Genomic DNA, 25,437 nt, shown 5'->3' on the forward strand with positions numbered 1-25,437 from the left:
TTGGAATGGCGCCCGCCAGGGTTCAGCGGGAGATGGCGTCGAAGCGTGCCGCGATGTAGTCGTCGGTGAAGCTGGTCATGCTGAAGTCGCGGATGAAACCGCAGTGGCCGCCATAGGTCGCGATGTCGAGCTCGACATTGGGTGGCACGCGCAACTGGTCGAAGGCCGCGACAGGGATCACGGGGTCGTCGCGCGAGGTGAGGATCGTCGCCGGCAGGTGCAGGTCCATCAACCGGTCGCCGGCGACGGAATACCCGTCGAGGTAGGCCTCGAGCGACCCGAAATCCGTGTGGCGCAACACCAGCGACCGGGTGAGGTCGCGCATGTTCTGGCGCAGTTCCTCCAGCTCGAAGTACGTCTGCTGCGGGAACGCCTGCTGCTTCTGGCGCAGTGAGCGGCGCCACTTCTTCATGAAATAAGCCTGGTAGAACCAGGGCGCCTCGCTCTCCAGCGAAAACAGGCCTTCGCTGGGATCGACGATCGGGCACACGGCCAGCACGTAATCCAACGGCACGCCCAGCTTGGGCGCCAGCATCGCGGCGCGTAGCGCGAAGTTGCCGCCCAGCGAGAAACCCGCCACGCCGATGGCTTTCGCGGGGAACATGCGCGCGATCTCGCCCATCGCCGTCACGACCTCGTCGATGCGGCAGGAGTGGAACAGCGCTTCGTTCAGCCCGTGGCTGTCGCCGTGGTCGCGGAAGTTGAGGCGGAAGACGTCCCAGCCGTCGTCGAGCAGGCGGCTGCCTGTCTGCAATACATAGGTGGAATCGACGCTACCTTCCCAGCCGTGGAAGAGGATGGCGAGGCCGCGCGAGGCCTTGCCCGTCTGCTGGGGGGTGAAGCGTCCACTCAGGCGATCGCCGTGGCCGACGTCCACCAGGACTTCCTGCGCATTGTCCTGCACACGGTGCGCGTGGCGCGGCAGCAGCCGGCGGCGGATGCCGCTGGACGACAGCATCGTCTGGATATGGCCACTGCGGAGCGGCCACGGCGGCTGGAAATCCGTTCCCTTCGGCAGGTTCATGCCGGCGTGTCGGTATCCAGGGCCAGCGCGATCCGGTCGCGCGAGGCCTCCGCCATGCGGCGGCGTCCTTCGGGCGACACCGGCACCGGCTCGAGGAAGTGCACCTCCACGTCGAGCGGCGGCTCGCCGAGCAGGCGCAGGAAGTTGGCCATGAAGCTCTCGCCTTCGCGGAATCCCGCGTCGACGACCCGACGGCCATGGCGGGCGAAGCGCAACGCCACCGGCTGCACCGGGACCTCCGCATCGAGGGCGGCCTGGAAGATGCGCGCGTGGAAGACGCGCAACACGCCGTTGTGACCGGTGCCGCCTTCCGGGAAGACGGCGACGGAACGTCCTTCGCGCAGGCGCTCGACCATGGCGGCCATGACCGACGACAGCGAGTGGTTATTGCCGCGGCGATGGAAGATCGTGCCGCCGCGAGCCGCCATCCAGCCCACCAGCGGCCAGCGGGCGATCTCCGCCTTGGCGACGAAACAGGCGGCGCGCTGCGAATGGAGCAGTTCGATGTCGAGCCATGAGGTGTGGTTCGCCACGAACAGCACGGGGTCCGGCAAGGGCCGGCCCAGGCGGCGGCTGCGGAAACCGAACACGCGCAGGAGCATGGTCGACCACATGCGGATGGTGCGGTGGGCCAACGGTTCGCGGCCGTCCTTCATCACGCCGCCGGCCCAGCTGAGGATCAGCGCGCAGATCACGATGCCGAACAGCACGTGGAGCAGCAACAGCGGCACCCGCCACAGGTAGCGCAGCGGACGCAGGCGGTCGCGGGGTGTCGGATTGGCGGTGACGGCTTCCATCGAGCGCACAAGATTAACGAGGGGCGCTGCCTCCCGCTAGGGGACCCGCGCTTTATTCTTTGAAGACGGGGGTCCAAGGGTCACGAGCGGGCGTTCCCCAAGGGCAAGGCTGTCGAGGCTTTGACGGTGCGCAGGACGAAACTGGTATTGACGTCGGCCACCCCCGCCGCGTTGAGCAGGCGATCGAGCAGGAAGCGGGAGAATCCATCCAGATCCGCCACATACACCTGGAGCAGGTAGTCCATATCGCCCGTGAGCGCGTAGCAGGAGACCACCTCCTCCCATTCCGCCACCCGCTCCGTGAACGAGTCGATGGCTTCCGACTCGTGCCGCGACAGCTGCACACGCACGAAGGCCTGCAGGCCCAGGCCGATGGCCCGAGGCTCCAACCGGGCGCCGTAGCCCGCGATGATGCCGTCGGACTCGAGTTTCTGCACCCGCCGAAGGCAGGCGGAAGGTGACAGGTTCACTTCCGCGGCCAGTTCCGCATTGCTCATGCGCCCGTTGGCCTGGAGCGTGGCCAGGATGCGCAGGTCGGTACGGTCGAGGTTGGCTTGCACGATTCCTGCGCCTTTCAGGGTGACTTCGGCGAATTATTGCTCCCACTCGCCTACGTCGCGCAACTTTGCAACCCTATTGCGCCGCCTGCTGGCTAAGCTGTTGCTTCGAGACTGCCCGAACCGTAGGAGCCGCCATGGACACCCCCCGCCGCGTCGAACACCAGCAGACCGACCGCGGATACGTGCCCGTCTACGCGACCGGCACGGTGGAACAGCCGTGGGCGAGCTATTCGAAGACCGACCATGAGGTCTGGGACACGCTGTATCGCCGCCAGCGCGAGTTGCTGCCTGCGTATGCGTGCCGCGAGTTCCTCGAGGGCGTCGAACGGTTCGGGTTGGGCGACGGCGGCATCCCGCGGTTCGCGGACCTGAACCAGGTGCTCGGCAAGGCCACGGGCTGGGAGCTGGTGGCGGTCGAGGGCCTCCTGCCCGACGAGGTCTTCTTCGACCACCTCGCGAACCGGCGCTTCCCGGTGAGCTGGTGGATCCGCAAGCCGGACCAGCTCGACTACCTCTCCGAGCCTGACCTGTTCCACGACCTGTTCGGCCACGTGCCGCTCCTGCTCAATCCGGTCTTCGCCGATTACATGCAGGCCTACGGCAAGGGCGGCATGAAGGCCCATGCGATCGGGCCCGAGGCGCTGATGAACCTCACGCGCCTCTACTGGTACACGGTGGAGTTCGGCCTGATCCGCACGGACGAAGGCCTGCGCATCTACGGCGCGGGCATCGTGAGTTCCAAGGGCGAGTCGGTCTATTCGATCGATTCCCCGGCGCCCAACCGAATCGGCTTCGACCTGGAGCGGGTGATGAATACCCGGTACCGGATCGACACGTACCAGCAGACGTATTTCGTCATCGACGACTTCGAGCAGCTGTTCGAGGCGACCCGCCCGGACTTCACCCCGATCTACGCGAAGCTGGCGAACGGCGAAGCGGTGGCGGCCGCGGACGTCCTGCCGGGCGACACCGTCTACCAGCGCGGTACCCGCGAGGGCTTCGCCTCCGGCGGAGACAACTGAAACTCAACGGACGCCTAACGAACGGCTCCCTACGATGGCCCCACTTCCGTTGAACAGGGTGTGTCCATCGTGGTCGTCTTCGATATTCCGTTCGAGTCCGTCGGTCCCGGCCTCTGGCTGCTGCAGAAGAACGAATGCGAGGTCGGCGAGTTCTGCTCGCGCGACGACGCCCTGGAATGCGCGCTCAGCGAAGCCCGCCGCATCGAGGCGGCCAACGCGGCCTCCGACATCGTCCTGAACATCCAGGGCAACGACGGTGTCTGGCGGGCATTCGACACGTCGATCAAGCCCTACGCACCGCGGGTGCAGCACGCCTGAGTAACGACGCGGACGAGCTGATGGCCGTCCGCACTTGATCGTGACCACTCGAGTTCGGTGGGAGCCGACCCTGTCGGCTCTTCTTGCGCAAACGATAGGCAAAATAAAACCCCGGCAGCCAGGGGAGGAGCTGCCGGGGTCGCGTCGGGTCCAGGCTATCAGGGGAAATAGCGAGACCCGGGACAATCGACTCGATAAACGGGTCGCTTGCCAACAGGTCGCCTCTCGGCGATCGAATACTTAGATAAGGGCGAAGCCGTGAAGTTCCCGTCTCACTGCATCGCAGCATTTGGTTCCCGTTTAACTTCGGCGGCCACGGCGTGGTCGGCAAGCCACGGACGAACCTGCGCGACCCACAGCGCGTAGCCCGACGCATTCATGTGCAGGCCGTCGTCCAGGAAGATGCTGCGCTTCGGCTGGCCCTGGGCGTCGAGCATCGCCGGCGCCACGTCGAGGAAGGCGATGCCCTTCTGCCCCATCGACCAGTCGCGAATCAGCTTGTTGGCGCGCTCGATGTTCGGAAGGAGCGCCAGCCGGGCAATGCTGGGTTTGATGGAGATGAACGCGATGGGCAGTGCCGGCTGTTCCTGGCGCACCTTGGCGACGAACGCGGCGAAATCGTCGCGGACCTGCTCGGGGGTATCGCCGTTCTGCAGGTCGTTGTCGCCCGCGTAGATCACGATCGCCACCGGGTGGTACGGCGTCACGATGCGGTCCGCGAACGCCGTGCTGTCGTCGAGGTCGGAACCACCGAAGCCGCGGTTGATGACCCGGTGGTTGGGGAAATCCTCCGCCAGGGTCGTCCACATGCGGATCGACGAGCTGCCGATGAAGAGCACGGCGTTGGCGGGTGGCGGCGAAGCCTTGTCCGCCGCCTCGAAAGCCTGGATGTCGTGCTCCCACTGGCTGTGGTCGGGCCCCTTGGCGTGGACGGCGAAGGCGAGGACGAGCAGGGTGAGGAGGAGCGTGAGTTTCTTCATCCGTTCCACCGTAACCCCTTACGTACGTTGAGGTAAACCCTGACGCTCGACAGGGGTTACCTTCAGTACGGCTTCGATCCGGATGCCGTTCCAGCGGTAGATGAAATGCTCCGCCTGGATGCACGGCGCCACCACGTCGGGATAGAACGCCGCCACGCATTCCCCGCCGGCATGCCGGGCGCTGTCGTAGACGATGCCGTTGGAGCCCTGTTCGCGGAGTGTCCGGGCCAGTTTCATGCTGGCCACGTAGGAGTCGGGATCGTGCTCGGCGGCCCAGCCACCACGGATGTCGTGGAAACGGCCGGCGATGGCGGTCTTGTAGCAGCGCACCTGCACATCGGTGGGAGGCTCGTGGGTCGCGGCGAGGAAGGCCTCGCGGTGGAACACCGTCTCCTCGATGGCCGTCGGCACGCTATGCGCCGCATAGAACACGCCCCAGTGCCCGTCGCTGAAACGGCTGCCGTCCGGCGAAATGTGGGTGAAGGCGGCCATGATCGGCGATGTTCCCTGCCCCGAAATGCGCCGCTCGGGCGGCACGAGGCGGAGGGCCCCCATTTCCTCGCGCAGGCGCGGGTTGGTGAGCGACTCGATCGCCATCACCGCGTCGATGTCGCCAGGGTCCGCAATGCGATCGAAGAGACCGACCGGCGGGAACCGGCTCGACACGATCCGGTAGGCCTGGCTCCAGCGGATGCGGCGGAGCGGCGGGACGGGGCTCATCCGTTCCAGCCGCGCTGCGCGTCCAGGTATTGGCGGACGACGTAGAGGTCGGCGACGTTCCCCGAAAGCATCCGCTCCAGCGCGGAGCGGCCGCCGAACAAGGGGGCGTCGTTCGGTTTGCGCACCCACGCGTCGGCCTGGAGGGGGTCGGGGAAGAGGATCTGCAGGTCCTTCCAGATACCGAGCAGGTAGCTGATCCGTTCGATCACGTCCCGCGAGGGGGTGCCGTCCTGCTGCTTCTTCCACTTGAAGTACGTGGACTCGGGCGGCTCGCCGAGCAGCGTGCGCTGTTCGGCGGTACGCAGTTTCCAACGCTCCGCAAGGTTGAAAAAGGCTCGGAGCGCTGGCCCGCCGGCGTCGGCGAGGTGGATCGGTTCGGCATGGATGGCGTGCTGCATCGTGGCTTCACCTGTGGAGTTGTGATGCAGTCTACTCCATGGATAGAGAAAATGCAGTACGGACGGGATGATCCTGTTATTTCCGCGAGGCGATCCACGCGTCGATGTGCTGCTCCAGTACCGGCAGCGGCACCGATCCGAGCGCCAGCACCGTGTCGTGGAAGGCGCGCAGGTCGAACTTCTCGCCCAGCTGTTGCTCCGCACGCGCGCGCAGTTCCCGAATCTTCAGGTAACCGAGTTCGTAGGAGAGGGCCTGGCCCGGCCAGCTGATGTAGCGGTCGACTTCGTTGGCGATCTCGCGGTCGCTCAGCGCGGTGTTCTGGGTGAGGTAATCGATCGCCTGCTGACGGGTCCACCCGAGGTGGTGGATGCCGGTGTCGACGACGAGGCGACAGGCGCGCCACATCTGGTAGGTGAGGTAGCCGAAGCGTTCGTAGGGCGTGTGGTAGATGCCCATTTCATTGCCCAGGTATTCCGAATACAGCGCCCAGCCCTCGCCGTACGCGGAGATGTAGCCGTCGCGCCGGAAGGGCGGCAGGCCTTGTTGTTCGGCGGAGAGCGCCAGCTGCAACGCGTGGCCCGGCATCGACTCGTGCAAGGTCAGCGCGGGCATGTTGAACAGCGGGCGCGAGGGCAGGTCGTACGTATTGACGAGGTAGACGTCGGCACCACCGCGGCCCGAGGTGTAATACGGCGCGATGTCCGCCGGCACCGGCTCGATGGCGAAGCGCTGTCGCGGCAGCAGGCCGAAGTACTTGCCCAGCTTCGCATCCACCTGCTTGGCCACCCAGGCCGTCCGCATGAGCAGCTCGTCGGGCGTCTTCGCATAGAACTGGGGATCGGTGCGAAGGAAAGTGAGGAAGGCGGGGAAGTCGCCTTTGAAGCCCGTCTCCTTCATCGTTTCCAGCATCGCCTTGTGGAGGCGGTCAACTTCGCGCAGGCCGATGGCGTGGATCTCGTCGGGCGACAGGTCGAGCGTGGTGTATTCGTGGATCTGCTGGCGGTAGAACGCCTTGCCGTCGGGCAGCGATTCGGCGGCCAGCGTGGTGCGCGCCTTCGGCAGGTACTCGTTGCGGAAGAAGGCGAGCAAGCGCCCATAGGCGGGAATCACCCCCGTCGCGATGGCATCCCGTGCTTCCTTCTGCAGTGCCTCGGCGTCCGCGACAGGAAGGTTCTTCGGCATCGCCTTGAATGGCTTATAGAGGGCGCTGTCTTCCGGGTTCTTCAGCTGGGCGACCGCCGCGATGGAGACGTCGCGCCCATCCAGCACGGCACGCGGCACGGTGAATCCGCGCGCGAGGCCCAGGCGCATGTTCGCGATTTCCTGGTCCATGTACGCCGGAACCTGGTGCAGGCGGTCCACGTAGTGGCGGTAGTCTTCGCGCGTGCGGAGGTCGTCACCGTGCAGCACGTACCCGATGTCTGACCAGAACGCGGAATCGCTGTTGAACGGCATCTGCCATTGTTCGAAGCGTTGCGAGGCGGCGAGGTTGCGGATCTGCTCGCGATATACCTCGTAGTCGACCTTCGCGTTGCCGCTGAGCGCCTTCGCGTCGATGCGGTCGAGCTGTGCCAGCACGTCCTTCCAGTAGGCCAGGCGCCGTGCCTGATTGGCCGCGTCGACCGTATCGAGTCGCCCGTCGCCCGGCTGCGCTTCGCCCGAGGTGAGGATGCCGGCCTGGCCATTCCGCCATGCCCACTCCTTCGTGTAGATGGCCCGGAACGTATCGTCGGGCGTGGTGGCGGCCTGGGCGGTGCCGGCGAACAGACCGGCGAAGGCGATGGCTCGGATCCAGGGGGACATGCGGGCTCCGTTTGTCGGGGACGAGAAGTCCGATCATCGCATCCGCGAAAGCGAAAAGCTTTCGGCGGCTTATTCCAGGCCCGCGTAGTGGCCGCGCATCGTCGCGAGGTACGCCTCGAGGTTGCGGCCCGGAAGGTCTGGGAAGGTTTCGCCGGCGTCGCGGCAATCGGCGATGCGGTCGGGACGGAAGTTGCGGAAGGCATCCCGTTGCCGGCACCAGGCGCCGAGCGTCCACGCCCCGCCCCAGAAGGAAAGGCACAGCGGCTCGACCTCGCGCGTGCTGCTTCGGCCCTCGGCATCGCGGTAGTCGAGGCACAGCACGCGACGCGCGAGCACGGCTTCGTGCAGGCGGTCGAGCATCATGGCGATGTGGTTCTGGAAAGGGTCGCGCCAGATCGGCGCGAAGATGCGCGACTGCGCCGACTTCTCGCGCAGGTCGGGCGGCAGCACGGCTTCGATCTTGATCAACGCGGCCTGCGCTTCGCGTGCCAGCCGCTCTCCGGCAAACGCGCGGACGAAGCGCGTGCCTGCCACCAGGGCCTCGAGTTCGCCGGCGGAGAACATCAGCGGTGGGATGTCCGAGCCCTTGCGCAGGAGGTAACCCACGCCGGCCTCGCCTTCGATCGGAACGCCGGAGAGCTGCAGGTCGGCCACGTCGCGGTAGACCGTGCGCAGCGACACCTCGAGCGTGCTCGCCAGTTGGCGCGCAGGCAGCGCGGTCCGCCGGCCACGCAGGGCGTTGATGATGAGGAACAGGCGGTCGGCGCGGCGCATCGGCACATCATCGCTTCCCGCGCGCGGCGCGGGAAGCGATAGAGGTCACGGTTGGCCGCTCGCCGCCACATGGCCGCGGCTTAGGCGACAGCCAGGGTCTGGGCGCGCGCCAGCGCTTCATCCTGGATCGCTGCCCGGACAATGGCCGGACGCACCATCAGCCGTGCCACGTACGCCTCAAAGATGTCGCGGCGCGGAACGATGCCGAACTTCATGGTCCAGTCCAGCGCATTGGCCCAGAGGATGTCCGCGGCGGTGAACGTTTCCCCGAGCAGCCAGGGGCCCGGCGCCAGTTGCGCTTCGATCAGGTCCATCACCGTCTCGAAGTCGCCATAGGGGCACGTCATCGGCGGGCTGGGCTCGTGCTTCATGAAGCGATCCATCACGGCCGGCTCGAAACAGGAACCGTAGAACGCGAGCCAGCGCAGGTACGGGCCGCGTAGCGGGCTGTCCAGCGCCGGGGCGAGCTTCGCGGCCGGATAGAGATCGGCGAGGTAGGTGAAGATCGCGGGCCGCTCCGTCACGAGTCCGCCCAGGTGCTCGATCGCCGGCACTTTTCCCATCGGATTGACCTTGAGGTAGCCGGGCTGGCGCTGCTCCCCGCGGCTCAGGTCCATCACATGCATGTCGTACTGCGCCCCCAGCTCCTCCAGGAGCATGAGCGTGCTGCCCGAACGGCTGTTGGGCGCGTGGTGGAACTTGATCCGGTGCGGCGTATTCATGCGAAGGTCCTTGTCGATGGTCGTTGGAACGGATTCGGTGCGGGCCGGGACTTCGCCTTGCGCCCGCCCGGTCGGCGCGGTGTGTCCGGCGCGAAACGGTACTGCCCGTCCATCAGGAGCCCGCGGCGGCCGAGGGGCGCGTAAAGATCGGCGAGCCGGTCGAGGAAACGATTCATGGCGATGCACTCCCCATTGCGTGAGGGGAAAGTCTGCGCCGGGGCTGCTGACACCGTTCTGTCAGCAGTCCCTCTGGCGCCTTTCACCGCCGACCGGGACAATGCGGGCTTTCGCGCCAGAGTCCCGCCCGATGACGAAACCGATTTCGCTGATCCAGTTCCTGATTGAAGAGAAGCGCGCCGGGCACATCAATGCCCAGCTCAGCCTCCTGATCGAGGTCGTGGCCCGTGCCTGCAAGCGCATCTCCGTCGCCACCGGCAAGGGTGCGCTCGGCGGGGTGCTCGGCAACGCCGGGTCGGAGAACGTGCAGGGCGAGGCGCAAAAGAAGCTCGACGTGATCTCCAACGAGATCCTGCTCGAAGCCAACGCCTGGGGCGGCCACCTCGCAGCCTGCGCTTCGGAAGAGATGGACGATCCGCAGCCGATTCCGGACGCCTACCCCAAGGGCAACCACCTCCTCCTGTTCGATCCGCTGGACGGCTCCTCGAACATCGACGTGAACGTCTCGGTAGGCACCATCTTCTCGGTGCTGCGCTGCCCTGACGGGGTCACCGAACCGAAAGTGGAGGATTTCCTCCAGCCCGGCACCGAGCAGGTAGCCGCCGGCTACGTCGTCTACGGCCCGAGCACCCTGCTCGTGCTCACCTTCGGCCACGGCGTGCACGAGTTCACGCTCGACCGGGAGCACGGCAGCTTCGTGCTCACCCGCCGCGACATCGTCATCCCGTCGGACACCAGCGAGTTCGCCATCAACATGTCTAACCAGCGCCATTGGGAAGCCCCGATGCAGCGCTACATCGACGAACTGCTGGCCGGTACCGACGGTCCGCGCGGACGCGACTTCAACATGCGCTGGGTCGCGTCGATGGTGGCGGACGTGCATCGCATCATCACCCGCGGTGGCGTCTTCATCTATCCGCTCGACGCCAAGATCACGAAGAAGGGTGGCACGGGCAAGCTGCGCCTGATGTACGAAGCCAATCCGATGGCCTTCATCGTGGAACAGGCCGGGGGCGCCGCCACCACGGGTCGGACGCGACTCATGGACCTGCAGCCGACCGCCCTGCACCAGCGCGTGCCGGTCTTCCTCGGCTCGAGGAACGAAATCGACGTGGTCACGCGCTACCACCTCGAAGCCGACGACACGCGCGCGTGACGCCCCGGCGCCAGTGGCTACCGCTGCTTTGCGTCGTCCTGCTTGGCGGCTGCTTCGGTGGCAGCAAGCCCGACGCGCGCCTGGATACCGCCCTGCCCGTGCTGGCGGCGAAGCCACGCATCGGTCTCGCGCTGGGCGGCGGCGCGGCCAAGGGCTTCGCGCATATCGGTGTCATCAAGATGCTGGAAGCCAGCGGCATCCATGCGGACGCCGTCTCCGGAACGAGTGCCGGCAGCGTGGTGGGCGCGCTCTACGCCAGCGGCATGGACGCCTTCCAGTTGCAGGAAACGGCGTTCTCGCTGGATGAAGGGAAGATTCGCGACGTGCGTTTCTTCTCCGGCGGGATGGTCCAGGGCCAGAAGCTGCAGGATTACGTGAACGAGCTGGTGCACCAGGCGCCGATCGAGAAGCTGCGTATCCCCTTCGCCGCGGTGGCCACGGAACTGGAGAACGGCCAGCGCGCCGTCTTCATCCGCGGTAACACCGGTCAGGCGGTGCGGGCATCCAGCAGTATCCCGGGCGTGTTCGAGCCGGTGGATATCGCCGGCAGGCACTTCGTGGATGGCGGCGTGGTGAGCCCGGTACCGGTCGACGCCGCGCGGCAGCTCGGTGCGGACATCGTGATCGCCGTGGACATTTCCGCCCGTCCGGACGGCAGCAATCCGGACAGCATGGTCGGCATCGTGGGGCAGTCGATCACCATCATGGGACGCAAGCTCGCCGAGCAGGAACTGGCGCGCGCGGACATCGTCATTCGCCCGAAGGTCGGCCAGATCGGCCCCACCGATTTCGACCAGAAGAACGTGGCCATCCTCGAGGGCGAACGCGCGGCGCTCGCCGCGATTCCCGCCATCAAGGCGAAGATCGCCGAAAAGACGGCCGCGATGGGCAAACCGCCCGTCGTGAAGTAGTCAGCCCGCCTCGACCAGTTCCAGCGCGGCCTGGCGGCCGAGCGACAGGATCTCGTCCGAGAGGTCCTTGTCGGCCACGGCGCGCGCGAGCGACATCGAGCCCACCAACGACGCGAAGACCGCCATGGCCAACGAACGGCGACGTTTGCCGCGTGCGCCGACGGGAAGGGTCGAGGCGATCAGCCCGACCATTTCCGCGTAGCCATCGGTGAAGGCCGTCTTCGTCGCCACGGGACGCCGTGCCATTTCCGCCGAAAGGGCGGCGGCGACGCAACCGGTTTCCGGCTGGTCACGGTGCTCGGCGGAGAGATACCCGTTGATCAAGGCGCGATAGCCTTCGCCACGCGATGCGGCGACCTTGGCCGTGAGCCGCTTGATGGCACACGCGGCACCCGCGACCACGCTCTCGCGAACCAGGTCTTCCTTCGAATCGAAATGGTTGTAGAAACCGCCCTGGGTGAGGCCGACCTCTCCCATCAGGCTCACGACACCGACGCCGTCGATGCCGTCCGCGCGAAATCGTTGCGACGCGGCCTCGACGATCTTCTGGCGCGTCTGTTCTTTATGGCCTTTCTCGTACCGCATACTGCCTCACTCCCACAGGAATGACCCTGCCCGGCTCCGGATTGTAACGAATCCTTGCGTATCGAAAGGTCGGGTGTCATGGGCTGTAAGGCATGCATGTAATAGCTGCCTAGGCACCGTTCTACTATCAGGAGTCGAAGCATGAACACGCCGTCCATCATGCGCGCGCTGCGTCTCGAAAGCCCGGGCGCCCCGCTACAGCTTGTCGAGATTCCCGTCCCGCAACCCGCGCGCGGCGAAGTGCTCGTTCGCATCGTCGCCGCGGGGATCAATCCACTCGACACGAAGATTCGCGCCGGCAAGGCAGCGCATGCCGCACAGGATGCTCCGGCGATCCTCGGCATCGACATGGTTGGCGTCGTCGAGGCCATCGGTGCCGAGGCGGGTCGATTCAACGCGGGCGACGCGGTGTATGGCATGACCGGCGGCGTCGGCGGCACCGCAGGCTCACTTGCGGAGTTCGCCGCCGTCGATGCGCGTCTTCTGGCGCCGGCACCCGCTCGCCTGCCGTTGGCGGATTGCGCCGCCATCCCCCTTGGTTTCATCACCGCATGGGAAGGCCTCGTCGACCGCGCCGCGCTGAGAAAGGGGCAGAGCCTACTCGTGCATGGCGGTGCCGGCGGCGTCGGCAGCATGGCGGTGCAACTCGGCGTAGCACGGGGAGCGACGGTCGTCGCCACGGGAAGTCCCGCGCAAGAAAGCACGATCACGGCCATGGGCGCAACCTTCGTGGACTATCGCGAGACGTCGATCGAGGCGATCGTGTCCATGCACACCGGAGGCATCGGCTTCGACGTCGTCTACGACACCCTTGGCGGCGCCACGCTCGACGCGTCGTTCAAGGCGGTCAGGCGCTACGGCGGCCACGTCGTCAGCAGCCTGGGCTGGGGCACGCATTCTCTGGCACCGTTGTCGTTCCGTGCGGGGACCTACTCCGGTGTCTTCACCTTGCTGCCGCTGCTGAGCGGCGAGGGACGCGAGCAGCACGGGAAGATCATGGCCGAGGCCACGCGCCTGGTCGACGCGGGCCACCTGCGACCGGTCCTCTCACAGCAGCGCTTCGATCTCGCCGACGGGAACGCCGCGCTCGATCTTGTCGAGAGCGGCCGTTCCGCCGGCAAGGTCATCGTCGATGTCAGCGCAGCGGATGCGCTTCCACGCCCTCGTTCGTGATCTTCACCGGAAGGATCTTGCCGTCCTTGTCGAAGTACATGCGCTCGATCGACGTCTGGCGGTGGTTGCCGTTCGCGTCGCCCAGCGGGTGCCGGTGGTACACGATGTACCAGGTATCGTCCTTTGCGACGTGGAAGATCGAGTTGTGTCCCGCGCCGGTCGCCACCTTCGGATCCTGCTGCAGGATCTTGCCGATGCGCTTGAACGGGCCCATCGGCGAGTCGCCGATGGCATACGCCACGGAGTAGTCCGGGCCGGTCCAGCCGCCTTCGGACCACATGAAGTAGTACTTGCCGTTGCGCTTGAACATCAGCGGCCCCTCGACGTACTCGGGTGCCGGCGTGATCTCCTTGTACACCGTGCCGTCCGCCATCGGCTCGAGGCCGGTGAAGTCGGGCTTCAGCTTCACGATGTTCGCGTGCTTCCAGCCGCCGTAGATCATGTAATGGGTGCCGTCGTCGTCGCGGAAGACGAACTGGTCGATCGGCTGCGCGCCGTTGTGGAACGCGCCGATGAGCGGCTTGCCGATCAGGTCCTTGTACGGACCGTCCGGCTTGTCCGCCACCGCGACACCGATACCGCCGATCTCGTTGTCGTTCTGGATGTCGTTGGCGGCGAAGAAGAAGTAGTACTTACCGGCGTTCTTCACCACGGCCGGCGCCCAGAGCGCCTTCTTCGCCCACGGGACGTCCTTGATGTCGAGCACGCGCGCGTGCTTCGTCCAGTGCACGAGGTCGGGGGACGAGAACGCGTCGAAGCCCGTCTGCGCCGCATACTTCAGGGACGTGGTGGGAAAAATCCAGTACGTGTCGTCGAAGATGGCCGCTTCGGGATCGGCATACCAGCCGGGAAACACAGGATTGCCGGCGTGTCCCGGTGGCGGTGCCGCCAGCGCGGTGGTCGACGTCAGCGCTGCCAGCAGCGCGCTCCCCAGCAACTTGCGAAAACCCATGGTCCACCCCTAGCCGTGTCATCGAACGTCCGATCCTAACGGCTTCGGACGTCCGAATGCCAATCCGTCGGTGCGTGACCGCCTCAGAATCGATAGCGGGCGGAGCCGACGATGCTGCGGCGCGGTCCGTAGAAGCAATCGCCGCGCGCGAGGCAGGTCGCGTTGTAGACCTGGTCGGTCAGGTTCGCCGCGTTGACCGAGAAGCGCCATGGACCCTGCGTGTAAGCCACCATCGCATCGAACAACGTCTTGCGTGGCACCTTCAACGTGCCGGTCTCGTCGTAGTTCGCGCCGATGGTGCGCGTGCCGACACCGACACTGAGGCCATCGCTCTCGGCGTCGTTCACGTGGTAGACGGCCCACACCGAACCCTGGTTCTTCGGTACACCGGCGACGATCGTGCCGTCGTCGGGACGCGCTTTGGTCCAGGTGTACGTACCGATCAGGTCGAGGTGCGAGGCGACGCGCGTCGACGCTTCGAGCTCGACGCCACGCGTCTTCGCCTTGCCTGCCTGGACCTGGTTGAGCGGATTTTCCGGGTCAGGCGCCAGGCGGTTTTCCTCGCGCAGGTCGTAATACGTCGCCGTGAGCAGCGTCGACGATCCCACGGGTTGGTACTTCACCCCGGCTTCGTACTGCTTGCCGCGCAGCGGCTCGTAGGGACGGTTGTAGACGTCCAGGCTGTCGAGGGGCTGGAACGACTCGGTATAGCTCAGGTAAGGAACCAGGCCGTTGTCGAAGCGATACATGACGCCGAAACGCGACGTGGTGGCGTTGTCGACCGAGCGGTCGTCGCCCGTGGTGAGTGTGGCGCGGTCGTGGCGTACGCCGACCGTGGCGATCCAGTGGTCGCCCCAGTTGATCTGGTCCTGCACGTACAGGCCGGTCTGGCGCGTATGGGTCGACGCGATCGGGAAGATGTCGGGTGCGGCGAAGCCATTGCCGTAGACGGGCGCATAGAGGTCGAAAGGCACGTCGTCGAAACCGTTGCCCTGCCGGCTGTCGGTATGCGAATAGCCGATATCCAGGCCGATGAGCACGCGGTGACGCATGCCACCCAGGTCGAAATCGGCTTCGGCGTGCGTATCGGTGACGAAGCGCTTGTGCCGGTCGATGGACACGTAGCTGTAGCGGGCGACGGTGCGCTGGCTGTCGTCGAGGATGCGCTGGCTGTCGTCGAGGAAGGGATACGCGGGGTTCGAGTAGACGTCCGGATATAGCGTGCGGTAATCCACGTTGTCGTGCGAGTAGCGCATGTTCTGGACGAACTTCCATGTGTCGTTGAAGCGATGCTCGAACAGCGAGGTCAGCGACCGTTGGTTCGTGTCATATCGGTCGAAGCCCGGTTCGCTGACGAAACGATGCGTGTCGATGCGTCCGTTGGGGTTCGGCAGCAACGTGCCGGCGTGCGGCAGGAAGTTGAGCGAGGTGCCGTTGTGGTCGAACTGCAGGTTGGCCAGCAGCGTCCAGCGCGTGTTCTCGTCCGGGGCCCAGGTGATCGATGGCGCGAGCGCCTTGCGGTCGTCCGGCACGTGGTCGATCTGCGAGTTCGCGTCGCGGTACAGGCCGATGAGGCGATACGCCCAGTGACCCGCCTTATCCAATGGTCCGGTGAAGTCGAAGGCAACCTGCTTGCGCGCCGAGTTACCTAGCTGCACGTCGACTTCATGCGACGCCGCGAACTGTGGCAGCTTCGAGCTCAGCGCGATCAGGCCACCGGTGGTGCCCTGTCCGTACAGCACCGACGACGGGCCCCGTACGATTTCCAGATGGTCGAGGAAGTACGGCTCGGTGCGCGCATAGGCATACCCGAAGTACTGGCGGAGGCCATCGAGGTATTGGGTGAACGAGGTGCCACGGATGAAGGCGTCGTCGCCGCGGCTGTCCACGCCGTAGGCATCGGCGCGCACGCCGGCGGAATACCGCAGCGCATCCTGCACGGTAAGCACGCCTTGGTCGAGCATCTGCGTGGCCGACACGACCGATACCGCCTGGGGCGTCTCGATGATGGGCGTGTCGGTCTTGGTGGCGCCCGAAGCGTCGGCTCGCGCGTAGCCTTCGTCCAGGCGCTGGCCGCGCACATCGATGGGGGCGAGCTGGACGGCTTTGTCGCCGGCAGCTGTGGCGGGAGTGGCTTCCTGGGCGGCGGCGGCCATCGGCAGCATGGACGTCCCTGCCAGCAGCATGGAAAGGGCATTTCGTTTCAGGATCATGGACTTCCCCGAGGAGCGGCCGCCGTTTAAGTGACGGTGGCTTGGTCGTCATTGCGAATGAATCTCATTCCAATGATGACGCAAAGGCGATGTCCTACGCAATATCGCGAATTATTCTCATTTGCTTCTGTCGGGCAGCTACTACTGCCGGAGTGGTGCTCAGCGGAGGTCGAGCAGCGCCCGGATGTCCCGCAGGGCCTTGAATCGCCGCACGAGGTTCAGCGGCTTGCGCTTCAGCGCGCCGAACTCACCGCGCCGGAAGGCGTCCACCGCGTCCAGCACGCGATCGCTGGAGTGCCCGTCGCGGAACGGGTGGATGTCGTCGCCGTGGGCCTGGATGGCGGCCATGAGTTCGGGCGGATGCGAGAGTGCTCGGTCGATGGCCGCGTCGACGTCGGCAGGCGATGGCACATCGAGCATGAAGGGCTGGGGCACGCGGTTGGCCACCGTCACCACCGGCTTGCCCATCACCGCGAACTCGTGCACCACCGATGAGGTATCGCAGACGAGCACGTCCGCGGCCCGCTCCATGTCGATGACGCGATCGGACGTGAGGAACCGCGCATTGGGTGCTTCCAGTTCGCGATACGCCGCGAACAATGCCTCGTCGCACTTCGGATGCAAGGTCAGCAACCACTGCCGGTCGCCACGCGCGATCATCGCGCGCAACGGCTCCACCATCGCCGGCGCACTGCTCAGCCGGTGGCTGAAGGTGGAGGCATACATCACGACCGGACGTCCGTCGCGCGGCAGCAGGTCGCTCGATGACGACGAGGAAGACGCGAACAACGGGTCCAGCTTCGGCCAGCCCGTCTCGCGCACGGCGAAATAGCCGTGCTCGCGCGCCAGCGCCTCGAAAGGAACGGTGGTGGCCGGTCCCTGCGTCACATAGAGGTCGAAGAAGCCGCGGACGGCGAAGTGGCCGCGATCCGGCTCGCGCTTCTGCGCATTGAAGCCGTGGAACACCTGCACCTTGATGCCCGGCAAGGCGGGCGAGACCCAGTTGGCCGCGCAGTAGACGGCGTCGGCGCCGAACGCATGCGCCTCGCGGAGGCTGCGTACGCGATGCTCGTCCGGCGCCAGCTGCGCCGCCACCGTGGCGGGTACGATCCAGCCCGCGTCGATGCCACGCGCGCGTGCCGCCGCGGCTAGCGGACGCAGGATCGGCAGGCCGTAGGATTCGGTGGCGAACATCAGGCACGCGGCCAAGGGCGGCACTCCGCGGTAAACGACGTGGCATTATGACGGCTCTGCACCCGACACCGCACCCGATGACCCGACGGCCCATTTCCCTCTGCGTGATCACCCAGAACGAGGCCGACCGCATCGGGGATTGCCTGGCTTCCGCCGCGCCTTTCTGCGACGACATGGTCGTGGTGGATGGCGGTTCCACGGACGACACGCTGGACATCGCCCGCGCCGCCGGGGCCCGCGTCATGTCGCGCCCGTTCGACGGTTTCCGCAGCCAGAAGGCGTTCGCGGTGGCCCAGGCGAAGAACGATTGGGTGCTTTGCCTCGACGCCGACGAACGGGTGGGCGCCGATCTGCGCAAGGCCATCGAAGAGGCCTTCGAGAAGGGCTTCGACGCCGCCGGCTATCGCTTCTACCGGCGCAATGATTTCTTCGGGCGCTTCATGCGTCACGGCAATGCGGGCGCGGACAAGGTGCTGCGCCTGTTCGACCGTCGCCAGGGCGGCTGGCGCGGTCCGCGCGAGATCCATGAATCGGTAAGCGTCGATGGCGACGTGCGCATGCTGGGCGGGTACCTCGACCACTATCCGTACCGATCGCTTTCGGAATTGATGGCGAAGCAGGAGCGCTACGCGCACATGATGGCCACCGAGGAATTCGCGGCGGGCAGGCGCGCCACGCTGGCGCAGATCGTCGTGAGCCCGATGTGGCGCTTCTTCCGTGGCTACGTGTTGCGCGCCGGCTTCCTCGACGGCTGGCGCGGCATCGTCTACGCGCTGTTGCGGGTGGAATACGTGCGCCGCAAGTACGTGAAGCTATGGCTGCTGCAGCACGGGCAGAGGGCTTAGGCACGCTTGCCCGCTGCCGCGGGATCGCCGACAGGGTCGGCTCCCACCAGGCAGCGCCAACGCAGCAAGCAATTCGGATTCGATTGACCGAGCCACTTCGCCTTGACTCGGTGGGAGCCGACCCTGTCGGCGATGGGTGCTTGCCTCAGACTCGCAACAACCGCGCCGCGACCTCGACGATGTCTCGTGTGATCGCCGTGGCCGAGGCTTCGCGTGCCAGCGCCGCCGACTGGCCCGCCCAGAGCGGCTGGAAGTCGCCGCTGCCGCGTGCCTCCGCGATCTTGCGCAGCGGTGCCAACGGGCCGCCGGCCAGCGGGAACGGCAAGGCGGCGTCCGAGAGCGGCCGCAATTCACGCATGACTCGATTCAACACGCCGCGCGCCGGGCGGCCGGTGAGGACGTTCGTGATCGCCGTATTGTCGTCACGGGCTTCGCGCAGCGCCTGGCGGTGCACCGCCACGCTCGTGGCCTCCTCGGCCAGCAGATAGGCCGTGCCCACCTGCACGGCGGACGCGCCCAGGCAAAGCGCGGCCGCCATCCCTCGCCCGTCGGCGATGCCGCCCGCCGCGATCACCGGTACATGCAGGGCATCGACGAGTTGCGGCACCAAGGCCATGGTGCCGGGCTGGGTGGCCATGTCGTCGGTGAGGAAGTTGCCGCGATGGCCGCCGGCTTCGTAGCCCTGGGCGATCACGGCGTCGCAGCCACGCTCCGCCAGCCAGCGGCCCTCCGCCACCGTCGTCGCCGACGACAGCACCACGGCGCCGGTCGCCTTCACCCGCGAAAGCAGGTGGTCGTCCGGTAGCCCGAAGTGGAAGCTCACCACCTCCGGACGCAGCGCCTCGACCATGGCGCACATGGCCTCGTCGAACGGCGCCCTTCCGCCGGCGGGCGCCAGGTCGCTGGCATCCACGCCGAACTCCTCGAAGTACGGTGCCAACCGTTCGAGCCAGCGCGCCGACGCCTCGTTGGTCGGGGCTTCGGGCCGGTGCGAGAAGAAGTTCAGGTTGATCGGCCCGTCCACGGCGTCCCGAAAGGCGACGACTTCCGCCGTGGCCTTTTCCACAGGGATGGAGGAACAGGGAATGGCGCCGAGCCCGCCGGCTTGCGCGACCGCGATGGCCAGAGGCGCGAGTCCCGCGCCGGCCATGGGCGCAAGCAACAAGGGCTGTTCGATCGCGAGGAGATCGAGGATGCGGCGGTCGGTCCAGGCGGCCATGGTTCTCACCGGCGGGGAATCGGAGGGACCGGTCAAGCATAACGGGATGGACGTTGGCCGGATGTTGGTCGTCCCGTTCGAACCCGGGGGCCCACCATTCGTCCCTCGGACCGTCGATTTCCTCCCCGGGCGCGAGACACGCGGCCGCGCGCCGCCGCAGGATGCGTCCATTCGACCGACGAGGTTTCCCATGAACCGCCGCACCCTCCTCAAGCACGCGATGGCCCTGCCCCTCCTGCCCCTCGCACTCCGGGTGGACTCCCTGCTGGCCGCACCGAAAGGCGCGACGACCGTCGTCCGGGAGCGGGTGCGACCTGGCGCGCCAGGCTGGCCCGGCGATGCGCAATGGCAGGCACTGAATCGCGAGGTCGGCGGGCGATTGTCGGTGCCGCGCTCGCCCTTCCTGGGTGACGTCGCGACCCGCGCGGAGGCGATGGCGCAACTGAAAAACCCGTACTACATCGGCGACCAGGCGGCGCTGACCCAGACCAGCGGCTACTACGGCGCCTGGAACTCCCGACCGAGCGCCTGGGCCCTCGCCGCGGAAAGCGCGGAGGACGTCGCGGCCGCCGTGAAGTTCGCGAACCGGCATGGCGTGAGGCTGGTCGTGAAGGGCGGCGGCCACAGCTACCAGGGCACCTCGTGCGCGCCGGACTCGTTGCTGGTGTGGACCCGACGGATGAATCGCGTGGACATGCATGACGCCTTCGTTCCCAGCGGCACGGCACCGGGCACCCGGGCGTTGCCCGCGGTGAGCATTGGCGCCGGCGCGATGTGGATCGACGCGTACGATGCGGTCACCACCCGGGGCGGCCGCTATGTGCAGGGCGGTGGGTGCACCACGGTCGGTGTCGCCGGCCTCGTCACCGGCGGGGGGTTCGGCAGTTTCTCGAAGCGTTTCGGCACCGCCGCGTCCAATCTGCTCGAGGCCGAGGTGGTCACCGCCGACGGCCGCATCCGCGTCGTCAACGCCTTCCGCGATCCCGAGCTGTTCTGGGCCCTGAAGGGCGGCGGTGGCGGCTGCGTCGGGGTCGTCACGCGACTCACGCTGCGTACGCACGACCTTCCCGACACCTTCGGCGCATTGTTCGGCGCCATCCGGGCCGATTCCGACGAGGCCTATCGCGCGTTGGCGGCCGAGGCGCTGCGCTTCTACCGCGATGCGCTGTGCAATCCGCACTGGGGCGAACAGATCGCGTTCCGCGGGGAACGCAGCATGCAGGTCACGATGGTGTTCCAGGGCCTTGACCAGGCGGAAGCCGAAGCCGTGTGGGCACCGTTCGTCGCGTGGGTAAAGGCCCGGCCCGCCTACACCTTCCTCAAACCGCTACAAGCCATGGCGATGCCCGCGCGGCACTTCTGGGACGCGGCGTTCTTTCGCGAACACGCGCCGGACCTGATCGTTTCCGACGCGCGCGACGGCGCCCCGCGCGACCATATCCTCTGGAAGGGCGACCAGGCCCAGGTGGGCTGGTTCATCCATGGCTACGCGTCCACGTGGCTGCCTTCCCGACTCTTGCGCGACAGCGAGCGCACCTCCGCGGCCGCCGCCATCTGCGACGCCGCGGCACACATGGACGTGGAGCTGCACTTCAACAAGGGCCTGTTCGGCGCCCCGGCGGACGCGATCGCCGCCAGCAAGGACACCGCCACCAACCCGGCGGTGCTCGATGGTTTCGCGCTCGCGCTCATCGGCAATGCGGGCGACCCGGCGTACGAGGGCCTCGGTACGCGTGTCGACGAGAGCGGTGCGCGACGAGGCGCGGACCGAGTCAAGGCAGCCTATGACCGCCTGGCGAAGGCCGTGCCGCACGGCGGCGCCTACGTTTCGGAGAGCGACTACTTCCAACGCGATTGGCAACAGGCGTTCTGGGGCACGAACTACCGCCGCCTCGCCGCGGCGAAGCGGCGCTACGATCCGGACGGCCTGTTCATCGTGCACCACGGCGTGGGCAGCGAGGACTGGAGCGCCGACGGCTTCACACGAACCGGCTGATACGCAGGTACCGTCGGCGAAAGACCTTGCGGGCCAGCCGTCACACCGTGATGGGCGGCAGCTTGTCGATGATCTTGTCCAGCGTCACCGGGTAATCACGCACACGCACGCCGGTGGCGTTGTACACGGCGTTGGCGATCGCCGCGGCGACGCCGCAGATACCCAGTTCGCCCACGCCCTTCGCCTTCATCGGCGAGGAAATGGGATCGGTTTCATCGAGGAAGACCACCTCCTGGTGCGGAATGTCGGCGTGTACCGGCACTTCGTACAAGGCGAGGTCGTGGTTGACGAAGAAACCCAGGCGCTTGTCGACGACCAGCTCTTCCATCAAGGCCGCTCCCGCGCCCATCGTCATCGCCCCGATCACCTGGCTACGCGCGGACTTCGGATTGAGGATGCGGCCCGCCGCGCAGACGGCGAGCATGCGCTCGATGCGAATCTCCGCGGTAGCGGCATCGACGCGCACCTCGACGAAATGCGCGCCGAAGGTCGACTGCTGGTAGCGCTCTTCCAAGTCACCGTATTCCATGCCGTCCTCGGCGACGATGTCGCCATCGACCACCGCCTTCGCCAGCGGCACGCGACGATCGTTGGACACGACGTCGCCACCGTCGAACACCGCCGTGTTCGCATCGACGCCGAGCTTCTGCGCGATCGCCTCGCGCAGCTTCACGCACGCAGCGTAGACGCCAGCTGTGGAGCTGTTACCGCCCCACTGGCCACCCGATCCTGCCGAAACCGGGAAAGCGGAATCGCCCAGGCGCACGTCCACGCGGTCCAGCGGCAAGCCGAGCATCTCGGCGGCGGTCTGGCCGATGATCGTGTAGCTGCCCGTGCCGATGTCCGTCATGTCGGTCTCGACGACGAGGCGGCCGCTGCGCTCCAGCCGCACGCGCGCGGCGGACTTCATCACGAGGTTGTTGCGGAACGCCGAGGCCACCCCGATGCCCTTCAGCCAACGGCCGTCGCGGGTGCTACCGGGGCGCGAGGCACGCTTGTCCCAACCGAACTGCTTCGCGCCAGTACGCAGGCATTCCACGAAGCGGCGCTGCGAGAAGGGTCTCTTCGGGTTCTCCGGGTCGACCTGCGTGTCGTTGAGGATGCGGAACTCGACGGGGTCCATGCCGAGCTTCTCCGCCATCTCGTCGATGGCGATCTCCAGAGCCATCATGCCGGGCGCCTCGCCCGGGGCGCGCATGGCGTTGCCTTCCGGCAAGTCGAGCACGGCCAGGCGCATGGCGGTCATGCGGTTCGGGCCGGCGTAAAGCAGGCGGGTCTGCGACACCGCCGTTTCCGGATCGCCGCCGGCAAGGTCACCCGACCAGCTCTCATGGGCGATCGCGTCGATCTTTCCGTCCTTCGACGTGCCGATGCGAATCCGCTGGATGGTAGCCGGGCGGTGCGTCGTGTTGTTCATCATGAGCGGACGCTGCAGCGCGACCGCTACCGGCCGCCCGGCCGCGCGCGCACCGAGTGCCGCCATGATCGCGTCGGCGCGCACGAACAACTTGCCGCCAAAGCCGCCGCCGATATAAGGCGACACGAGGCGCACGTTCTCTTTCGGAATACCGAGAGTCGTCGCGACGTCGCCGCGACTCCAGTCGATCATCTGGTTCGACGTCCATAGCGTGAGCTTGTCGCCTTCCCACGCGGCGATGGTCGCATGCGGCTCCATCATCGCGTGCGTCTGGTCGGGCGTCGTATATGTCGCGTCCAGCTTCACCGGTGCCGCGGCGAACGCGGCGTCGAAGTTGCCCACGGCGGTATCGGGCTTGCCACCCTTCGGCTTCGCAGCGGCGTCTTTCGACGCGGCGAGGTCGAAGTTGCCCTTGGCCCGGGCGTAATCGACGCGCACCAGGCCTGCCGCCGAACGCGCCTGTTCGAACGTCTCCGCCACCACGACGGCCACGGCCTGGTGGTAGTGCTCGATGTTCGGGCCTCCGAGGAGGTGCGCCGTGTTGAAGCGGCCTTTCCCGAGCTTTCCGGCGTTCTGGGCGGTGACAATGGCGATGACGCCCGGCGCGCGTTTCGCGCGCGAGGTGTCGATGGAAACGATCCGGCCCTTGGGAATGGATGAGCCGACGACGTAGCCGTACGCGTGGTTCGGCGCCACGTCGTGTCGCTCGTAGGCATAGGGGGCGGTGCCGGTCGTCTTGTGCGGGCCGTCGATGCGATCGACCGGCTTGCCGACCACCTTGAGGCGATCGATGGGATTGGTCGTGGCGGGAGTATCGAACTTCATGCCGTCCGCTCCTTCGCTTCGGCCAGTGTCGCTGCAAGGGTGCGCTCCACCAGCGTGGTCTTGAACGCGTTGTCTTCCGTCGTCTTCGCGCCCGCAAGCAATCGCGTGCTGACGGCCTTGGCACCGTTCGCCAGCTCGGCGTCGGCGGCCTCGACCCGCCACGGTTTGTGCGCGACGCCGCCCAAGGCCACGCGCCCGCTCCCGTTGGGCTGCACGATCAACGCGACCGACACTAGCGCGAACGCATACGACGCGCGGTCGCGGACCTTGTGGTACAGCTGCGTTCCGCCGACCGGTTTGGGCAGCGTCACGGCGGTGATCAGCTCGCCTTTCGTGAGCACGTTTTCGATATGCGGCGTGTTGCCCGGGAGCGTGTGGAAGTCCGCGATCGGTATGCGGCGCACGCTGCCATCCGGCTTCACGGTCTCGACGGTGGCGTCCAGGGCGCGCATGGCTACGGCCATGTCGCTGGGATGCACGGCGATGCAGGCCTTGCTGACGCCCACGATCGCGTGCTGCCGGCTGAACCCGCCTAGTGCCGCGCAACCGCTGCCCGGCAGTCGTTTGTTGCAGGCCTGATTGGTGTCGTAGAAATAGGGGCAACGCGTGCGCTGCAGCAGGTTGCCGGCGGTGGTGGCCTTGTTGCGCAACTGGCCCGAAGCGCCCGCGAGCATCGCCCGCGAGAGAAGTGGGTAGTCGCGCCGGATGCGCGCGTCGGCGGCGAGATCGGTATTGCGCACGATGGCGCCGATGCGCAGGCCACCGTCTTCCGTGACCTCGATCGTGTCCAGGTCCAGCCCGTTGACGTCGACCAGGTGCGCCGGTTGCTCGATCTCGAGCTTCATGAGGTCGAGCAGGTTCGTGCCGCCGGCGATGAACTTGGCGTTGGGCGTCTTCGCCGCCGCGGCGGCCGCGGCCTTGGGCGAATCGGCGCGTTCATAAGTGAAGGGCTTCATGCCGTACCTCCGGCCACTTCCGTGATCGCATCGTGGATGTTGGAGTACGCGCCACAACGGCAGATGTTGCCGCTCATGCGTTCGCGGACTTCCATGCGACTGAACTGTGCCTTGCCCGTCAGGTCCCCGGTGACATGACTCGGGATGTCGTCCTTGATCTCGTCCAGCACCTCCACCGCGGAACAGATCTGCCCAGGCGTGCAGTAACCGCACTGGTAGCCGTCGTGCTTCACGAACGCGGCTTGCATCGGGTGCAGTTTGTCGGGTGTCCCGAGCCCCTCGATGGTCGTGACCTTCGCACCCTGGTGCATCACGGCCAGCGTCAGGCAGCTGTTGATGCGACGCCCGTCCACGATGACCGTGCAGGCGCCGCACTGGCCGTGGTCGCAGCCCTTCTTGGTGCCGGTCAGGTGGAGGTGCTCTCGAAGGGCGTCGAGCAGGGTGGTGCGGGTATCGAGGTCCAGCTGCTGTGGCTTGCCGTTGACCTCGAAGGCGACCTTCGCGGTGACCGGCTTGGCGGCCGTCGCGGCGTCGACGGGGGCGGCGACGAGCCCCGGCACCGCGAGGGCCGTGACGGACATGGCGCCCATCTTGAGGACTTCACGTCGGGTGAACTTCCAGTCGTTCGATGGATCCATGATCGAGTCCTCAGCGCTGTTGGGGAGTGCCTGGACAGGCGGGTTGGACTAGCCACCCGAG

25 protein-coding genes are annotated in these 25,437 nt (G+C 66.7%); 7 read left to right on the forward strand and 18 right to left on the reverse strand.

Annotated elements, in window-relative coordinates; genetic code table 11:
• Positions 1 to 22: 22 nt before the first annotated feature.
• From ACQKIE_RS08345 to ACQKIE_RS08355, 3 genes are all read right to left on the reverse strand, one after another.
• A complete protein-coding gene (locus tag ACQKIE_RS08345; protein WP_427457785.1) occupies positions 23 to 1,024 on the reverse strand; it encodes a YheT family hydrolase in 1,002 nt (333 codons plus the stop codon).
• On the reverse strand, positions 1,021 to 1,821 hold the full coding sequence (locus ACQKIE_RS08350) for a lysophospholipid acyltransferase family protein (protein ID WP_427457788.1): 801 nt from the start codon (positions 1,819 to 1,821) through the stop codon (positions 1,021 to 1,023). The genes ACQKIE_RS08345 and ACQKIE_RS08350 overlap by 4 nt, the downstream gene beginning before the upstream one ends.
• Positions 1,822 to 1,901: 80 nt before the next feature.
• A complete protein-coding gene (locus ACQKIE_RS08355; protein ID WP_427457791.1) occupies positions 1,902 to 2,381 on the reverse strand; it encodes an Lrp/AsnC family transcriptional regulator in 480 nt (159 codons plus the stop codon).
• Between the two features lie 134 nt (positions 2,382 to 2,515).
• Here ACQKIE_RS08355 and phhA point away from each other — a divergent pair, with 134 nt between their 5' ends.
• Both phhA and ACQKIE_RS08365 read left to right on the forward strand, forming a co-directional pair.
• Complete coding sequence (gene phhA, locus ACQKIE_RS08360; RefSeq protein WP_427457794.1) at positions 2,516 to 3,403, forward strand: phenylalanine 4-monooxygenase; 888 nt, start codon at positions 2,516 to 2,518, stop codon at positions 3,401 to 3,403.
• A gap of 60 nt (positions 3,404 to 3,463) precedes the next feature.
• Positions 3,464 to 3,721, forward strand: coding sequence for a hypothetical protein (locus tag ACQKIE_RS08365; protein ID WP_427457797.1), 258 nt, complete (start codon positions 3,464 to 3,466; stop codon positions 3,719 to 3,721).
• A 272-nt stretch (positions 3,722 to 3,993) separates the two neighbouring features.
• On the opposite strand, the gene ACQKIE_RS08370 is transcribed toward ACQKIE_RS08365, so the two are convergent.
• The 7 genes from ACQKIE_RS08370 to ACQKIE_RS08400 all read right to left on the reverse strand — a co-directional run bounded on the left by ACQKIE_RS08370 (position 3,994) and on the right by ACQKIE_RS08400 (position 9,295).
• A complete protein-coding gene (locus ACQKIE_RS08370; protein ID WP_427457799.1) occupies positions 3,994 to 4,701 on the reverse strand; it encodes an SGNH/GDSL hydrolase family protein in 708 nt (235 codons plus the stop codon).
• Between the two features lie 18 nt (positions 4,702 to 4,719).
• Entirely contained in the window at positions 4,720 to 5,421 is a 702-nt protein-coding gene (locus ACQKIE_RS08375; RefSeq protein WP_427457801.1) for an RES family NAD+ phosphorylase, read from the reverse strand.
• Positions 5,418 to 5,819, reverse strand: coding sequence for an MbcA/ParS/Xre antitoxin family protein (locus tag ACQKIE_RS08380; RefSeq protein ID WP_427457803.1), 402 nt, complete (start codon positions 5,817 to 5,819; stop codon positions 5,418 to 5,420). The genes ACQKIE_RS08375 and ACQKIE_RS08380 overlap by 4 nt, the downstream gene beginning before the upstream one ends.
• A gap of 76 nt (positions 5,820 to 5,895) precedes the next feature.
• Positions 5,896 to 7,623 carry a DUF885 domain-containing protein gene (locus tag ACQKIE_RS08385; protein ID WP_427457805.1) on the reverse strand — a complete coding sequence of 576 codons (1,728 nt, stop codon included), beginning with the start codon at positions 7,621 to 7,623 and terminating at the stop codon, positions 5,896 to 5,898.
• A gap of 69 nt (positions 7,624 to 7,692) precedes the next feature.
• Positions 7,693 to 8,397 (reverse strand): helix-turn-helix transcriptional regulator, encoded by a 705-nt coding sequence (locus tag ACQKIE_RS08390; RefSeq protein ID WP_427457807.1) that lies wholly within the window; start codon positions 8,395 to 8,397, stop codon positions 7,693 to 7,695.
• Positions 8,398 to 8,477: 80 nt separating this feature from the next.
• On the reverse strand, positions 8,478 to 9,119 hold the full coding sequence (locus ACQKIE_RS08395; RefSeq protein WP_427457811.1) for a glutathione S-transferase family protein: 642 nt from the start codon (positions 9,117 to 9,119) through the stop codon (positions 8,478 to 8,480).
• Positions 9,116 to 9,295, reverse strand: coding sequence for a hypothetical protein (locus ACQKIE_RS08400; RefSeq protein WP_427457814.1), 180 nt, complete (start codon positions 9,293 to 9,295; stop codon positions 9,116 to 9,118). The genes ACQKIE_RS08395 and ACQKIE_RS08400 overlap by 4 nt, the downstream gene beginning before the upstream one ends.
• A gap of 131 nt (positions 9,296 to 9,426) precedes the next feature.
• On the opposite strand from ACQKIE_RS08400, the gene ACQKIE_RS08405 reads away from it, so the two are divergent.
• Both ACQKIE_RS08405 and ACQKIE_RS08410 read left to right on the forward strand, forming a co-directional pair.
• Positions 9,427 to 10,452, forward strand: a complete 1,026-nt coding sequence (locus ACQKIE_RS08405; RefSeq protein ID WP_427457817.1) for a class 1 fructose-bisphosphatase — start codon at positions 9,427 to 9,429, stop codon at positions 10,450 to 10,452.
• Positions 10,449 to 11,363: a patatin-like phospholipase family protein gene (locus ACQKIE_RS08410; RefSeq protein ID WP_427457819.1), complete on the forward strand. Its 915-nt coding sequence runs from the start codon at positions 10,449 to 10,451 to the stop codon at positions 11,361 to 11,363. Before ACQKIE_RS08405 ends, ACQKIE_RS08410 begins: the two co-directional genes overlap by 4 nt.
• On the opposite strand, the gene ACQKIE_RS08415 is transcribed toward ACQKIE_RS08410, so the two are convergent.
• The gene (locus tag ACQKIE_RS08415) at positions 11,364 to 11,948 is read right to left on the reverse strand and encodes a TetR/AcrR family transcriptional regulator (RefSeq protein WP_427457822.1); all 585 of its coding nucleotides are present in this window, start codon (positions 11,946 to 11,948) and stop codon (positions 11,364 to 11,366) included. It lies immediately after the preceding gene.
• A 141-nt stretch (positions 11,949 to 12,089) separates the two neighbouring features.
• Between ACQKIE_RS08415 and ACQKIE_RS08420 the strand changes: the two genes are divergently transcribed.
• Positions 12,090 to 13,121 (forward strand): zinc-dependent alcohol dehydrogenase family protein, encoded by a 1,032-nt coding sequence (locus ACQKIE_RS08420; protein WP_427457825.1) that lies wholly within the window; start codon positions 12,090 to 12,092, stop codon positions 13,119 to 13,121.
• Here ACQKIE_RS08420 and ACQKIE_RS08425 read toward each other — a convergent pair.
• The 3 genes from ACQKIE_RS08425 to ACQKIE_RS08435 all read right to left on the reverse strand — a co-directional run bounded on the left by ACQKIE_RS08425 (position 13,084) and on the right by ACQKIE_RS08435 (position 17,480).
• Positions 13,084 to 14,073, reverse strand: coding sequence for a glycoside hydrolase family 43 protein (locus ACQKIE_RS08425; RefSeq protein WP_427457828.1), 990 nt, complete (start codon positions 14,071 to 14,073; stop codon positions 13,084 to 13,086). The two genes, ACQKIE_RS08420 and ACQKIE_RS08425, sit on opposite strands and share 38 nt — an antisense overlap.
• A gap of 83 nt (positions 14,074 to 14,156) precedes the next feature.
• On the reverse strand, positions 14,157 to 16,286 hold the full coding sequence (locus ACQKIE_RS08430) for a TonB-dependent siderophore receptor (protein WP_427457831.1): 2,130 nt from the start codon (positions 16,284 to 16,286) through the stop codon (positions 14,157 to 14,159).
• Between the two features lie 159 nt (positions 16,287 to 16,445).
• Complete coding sequence (locus tag ACQKIE_RS08435; RefSeq protein ID WP_427458419.1) at positions 16,446 to 17,480, reverse strand: CDP-glycerol glycerophosphotransferase family protein; 1,035 nt, start codon at positions 17,478 to 17,480, stop codon at positions 16,446 to 16,448.
• Between the two features lie 47 nt (positions 17,481 to 17,527).
• Here ACQKIE_RS08435 and ACQKIE_RS08440 point away from each other — a divergent pair, with 47 nt between their 5' ends.
• Entirely contained in the window at positions 17,528 to 18,325 is a 798-nt protein-coding gene (locus ACQKIE_RS08440) for a glycosyltransferase family 2 protein (protein WP_427457834.1), read from the forward strand.
• Between the two features lie 145 nt (positions 18,326 to 18,470).
• Here ACQKIE_RS08440 and ACQKIE_RS08445 read toward each other — a convergent pair whose 3' ends face one another.
• Complete coding sequence (locus ACQKIE_RS08445) at positions 18,471 to 19,544, reverse strand: NAD(P)H-dependent flavin oxidoreductase (protein WP_427457838.1); 1,074 nt, start codon at positions 19,542 to 19,544, stop codon at positions 18,471 to 18,473.
• 190 nt (positions 19,545 to 19,734) lie between these two features.
• Between ACQKIE_RS08445 and ACQKIE_RS08450 the strand changes: the two genes are divergently transcribed.
• Positions 19,735 to 21,540, forward strand: a complete 1,806-nt coding sequence (locus tag ACQKIE_RS08450; protein WP_427457841.1) for an FAD-dependent oxidoreductase — start codon at positions 19,735 to 19,737, stop codon at positions 21,538 to 21,540.
• Positions 21,541 to 21,580: 40 nt separating this feature from the next.
• Here the strand turns inward: ACQKIE_RS08450 and paoC are convergent, their stop codons facing one another.
• From paoC to paoA, 3 genes are read right to left on the reverse strand one after another with little or no spacing between them, the layout of a single operon-like run.
• Complete coding sequence (paoC, locus tag ACQKIE_RS08455) at positions 21,581 to 23,782, reverse strand: aldehyde oxidoreductase molybdenum-binding subunit PaoC (protein ID WP_427457844.1); 2,202 nt, start codon at positions 23,780 to 23,782, stop codon at positions 21,581 to 21,583.
• Positions 23,779 to 24,738: an FAD binding domain-containing protein gene (locus ACQKIE_RS08460; protein ID WP_427457847.1), complete on the reverse strand. Its 960-nt coding sequence runs from the start codon at positions 24,736 to 24,738 to the stop codon at positions 23,779 to 23,781. The genes paoC and ACQKIE_RS08460 overlap by 4 nt, the downstream gene beginning before the upstream one ends.
• Complete coding sequence (gene paoA / locus ACQKIE_RS08465; protein ID WP_427457850.1) at positions 24,735 to 25,376, reverse strand: aldehyde dehydrogenase iron-sulfur subunit PaoA; 642 nt, start codon at positions 25,374 to 25,376, stop codon at positions 24,735 to 24,737. Before paoA ends, ACQKIE_RS08460 begins: the two co-directional genes overlap by 4 nt.
• Positions 25,377 to 25,437 lie beyond the last annotated feature (61 nt).

The organism is Luteibacter sp. NPDC031894 (assembly GCF_050273135.1).
Taxonomy (GTDB): Bacteria; Pseudomonadota; Gammaproteobacteria; order Xanthomonadales; family Rhodanobacteraceae; genus Luteibacter.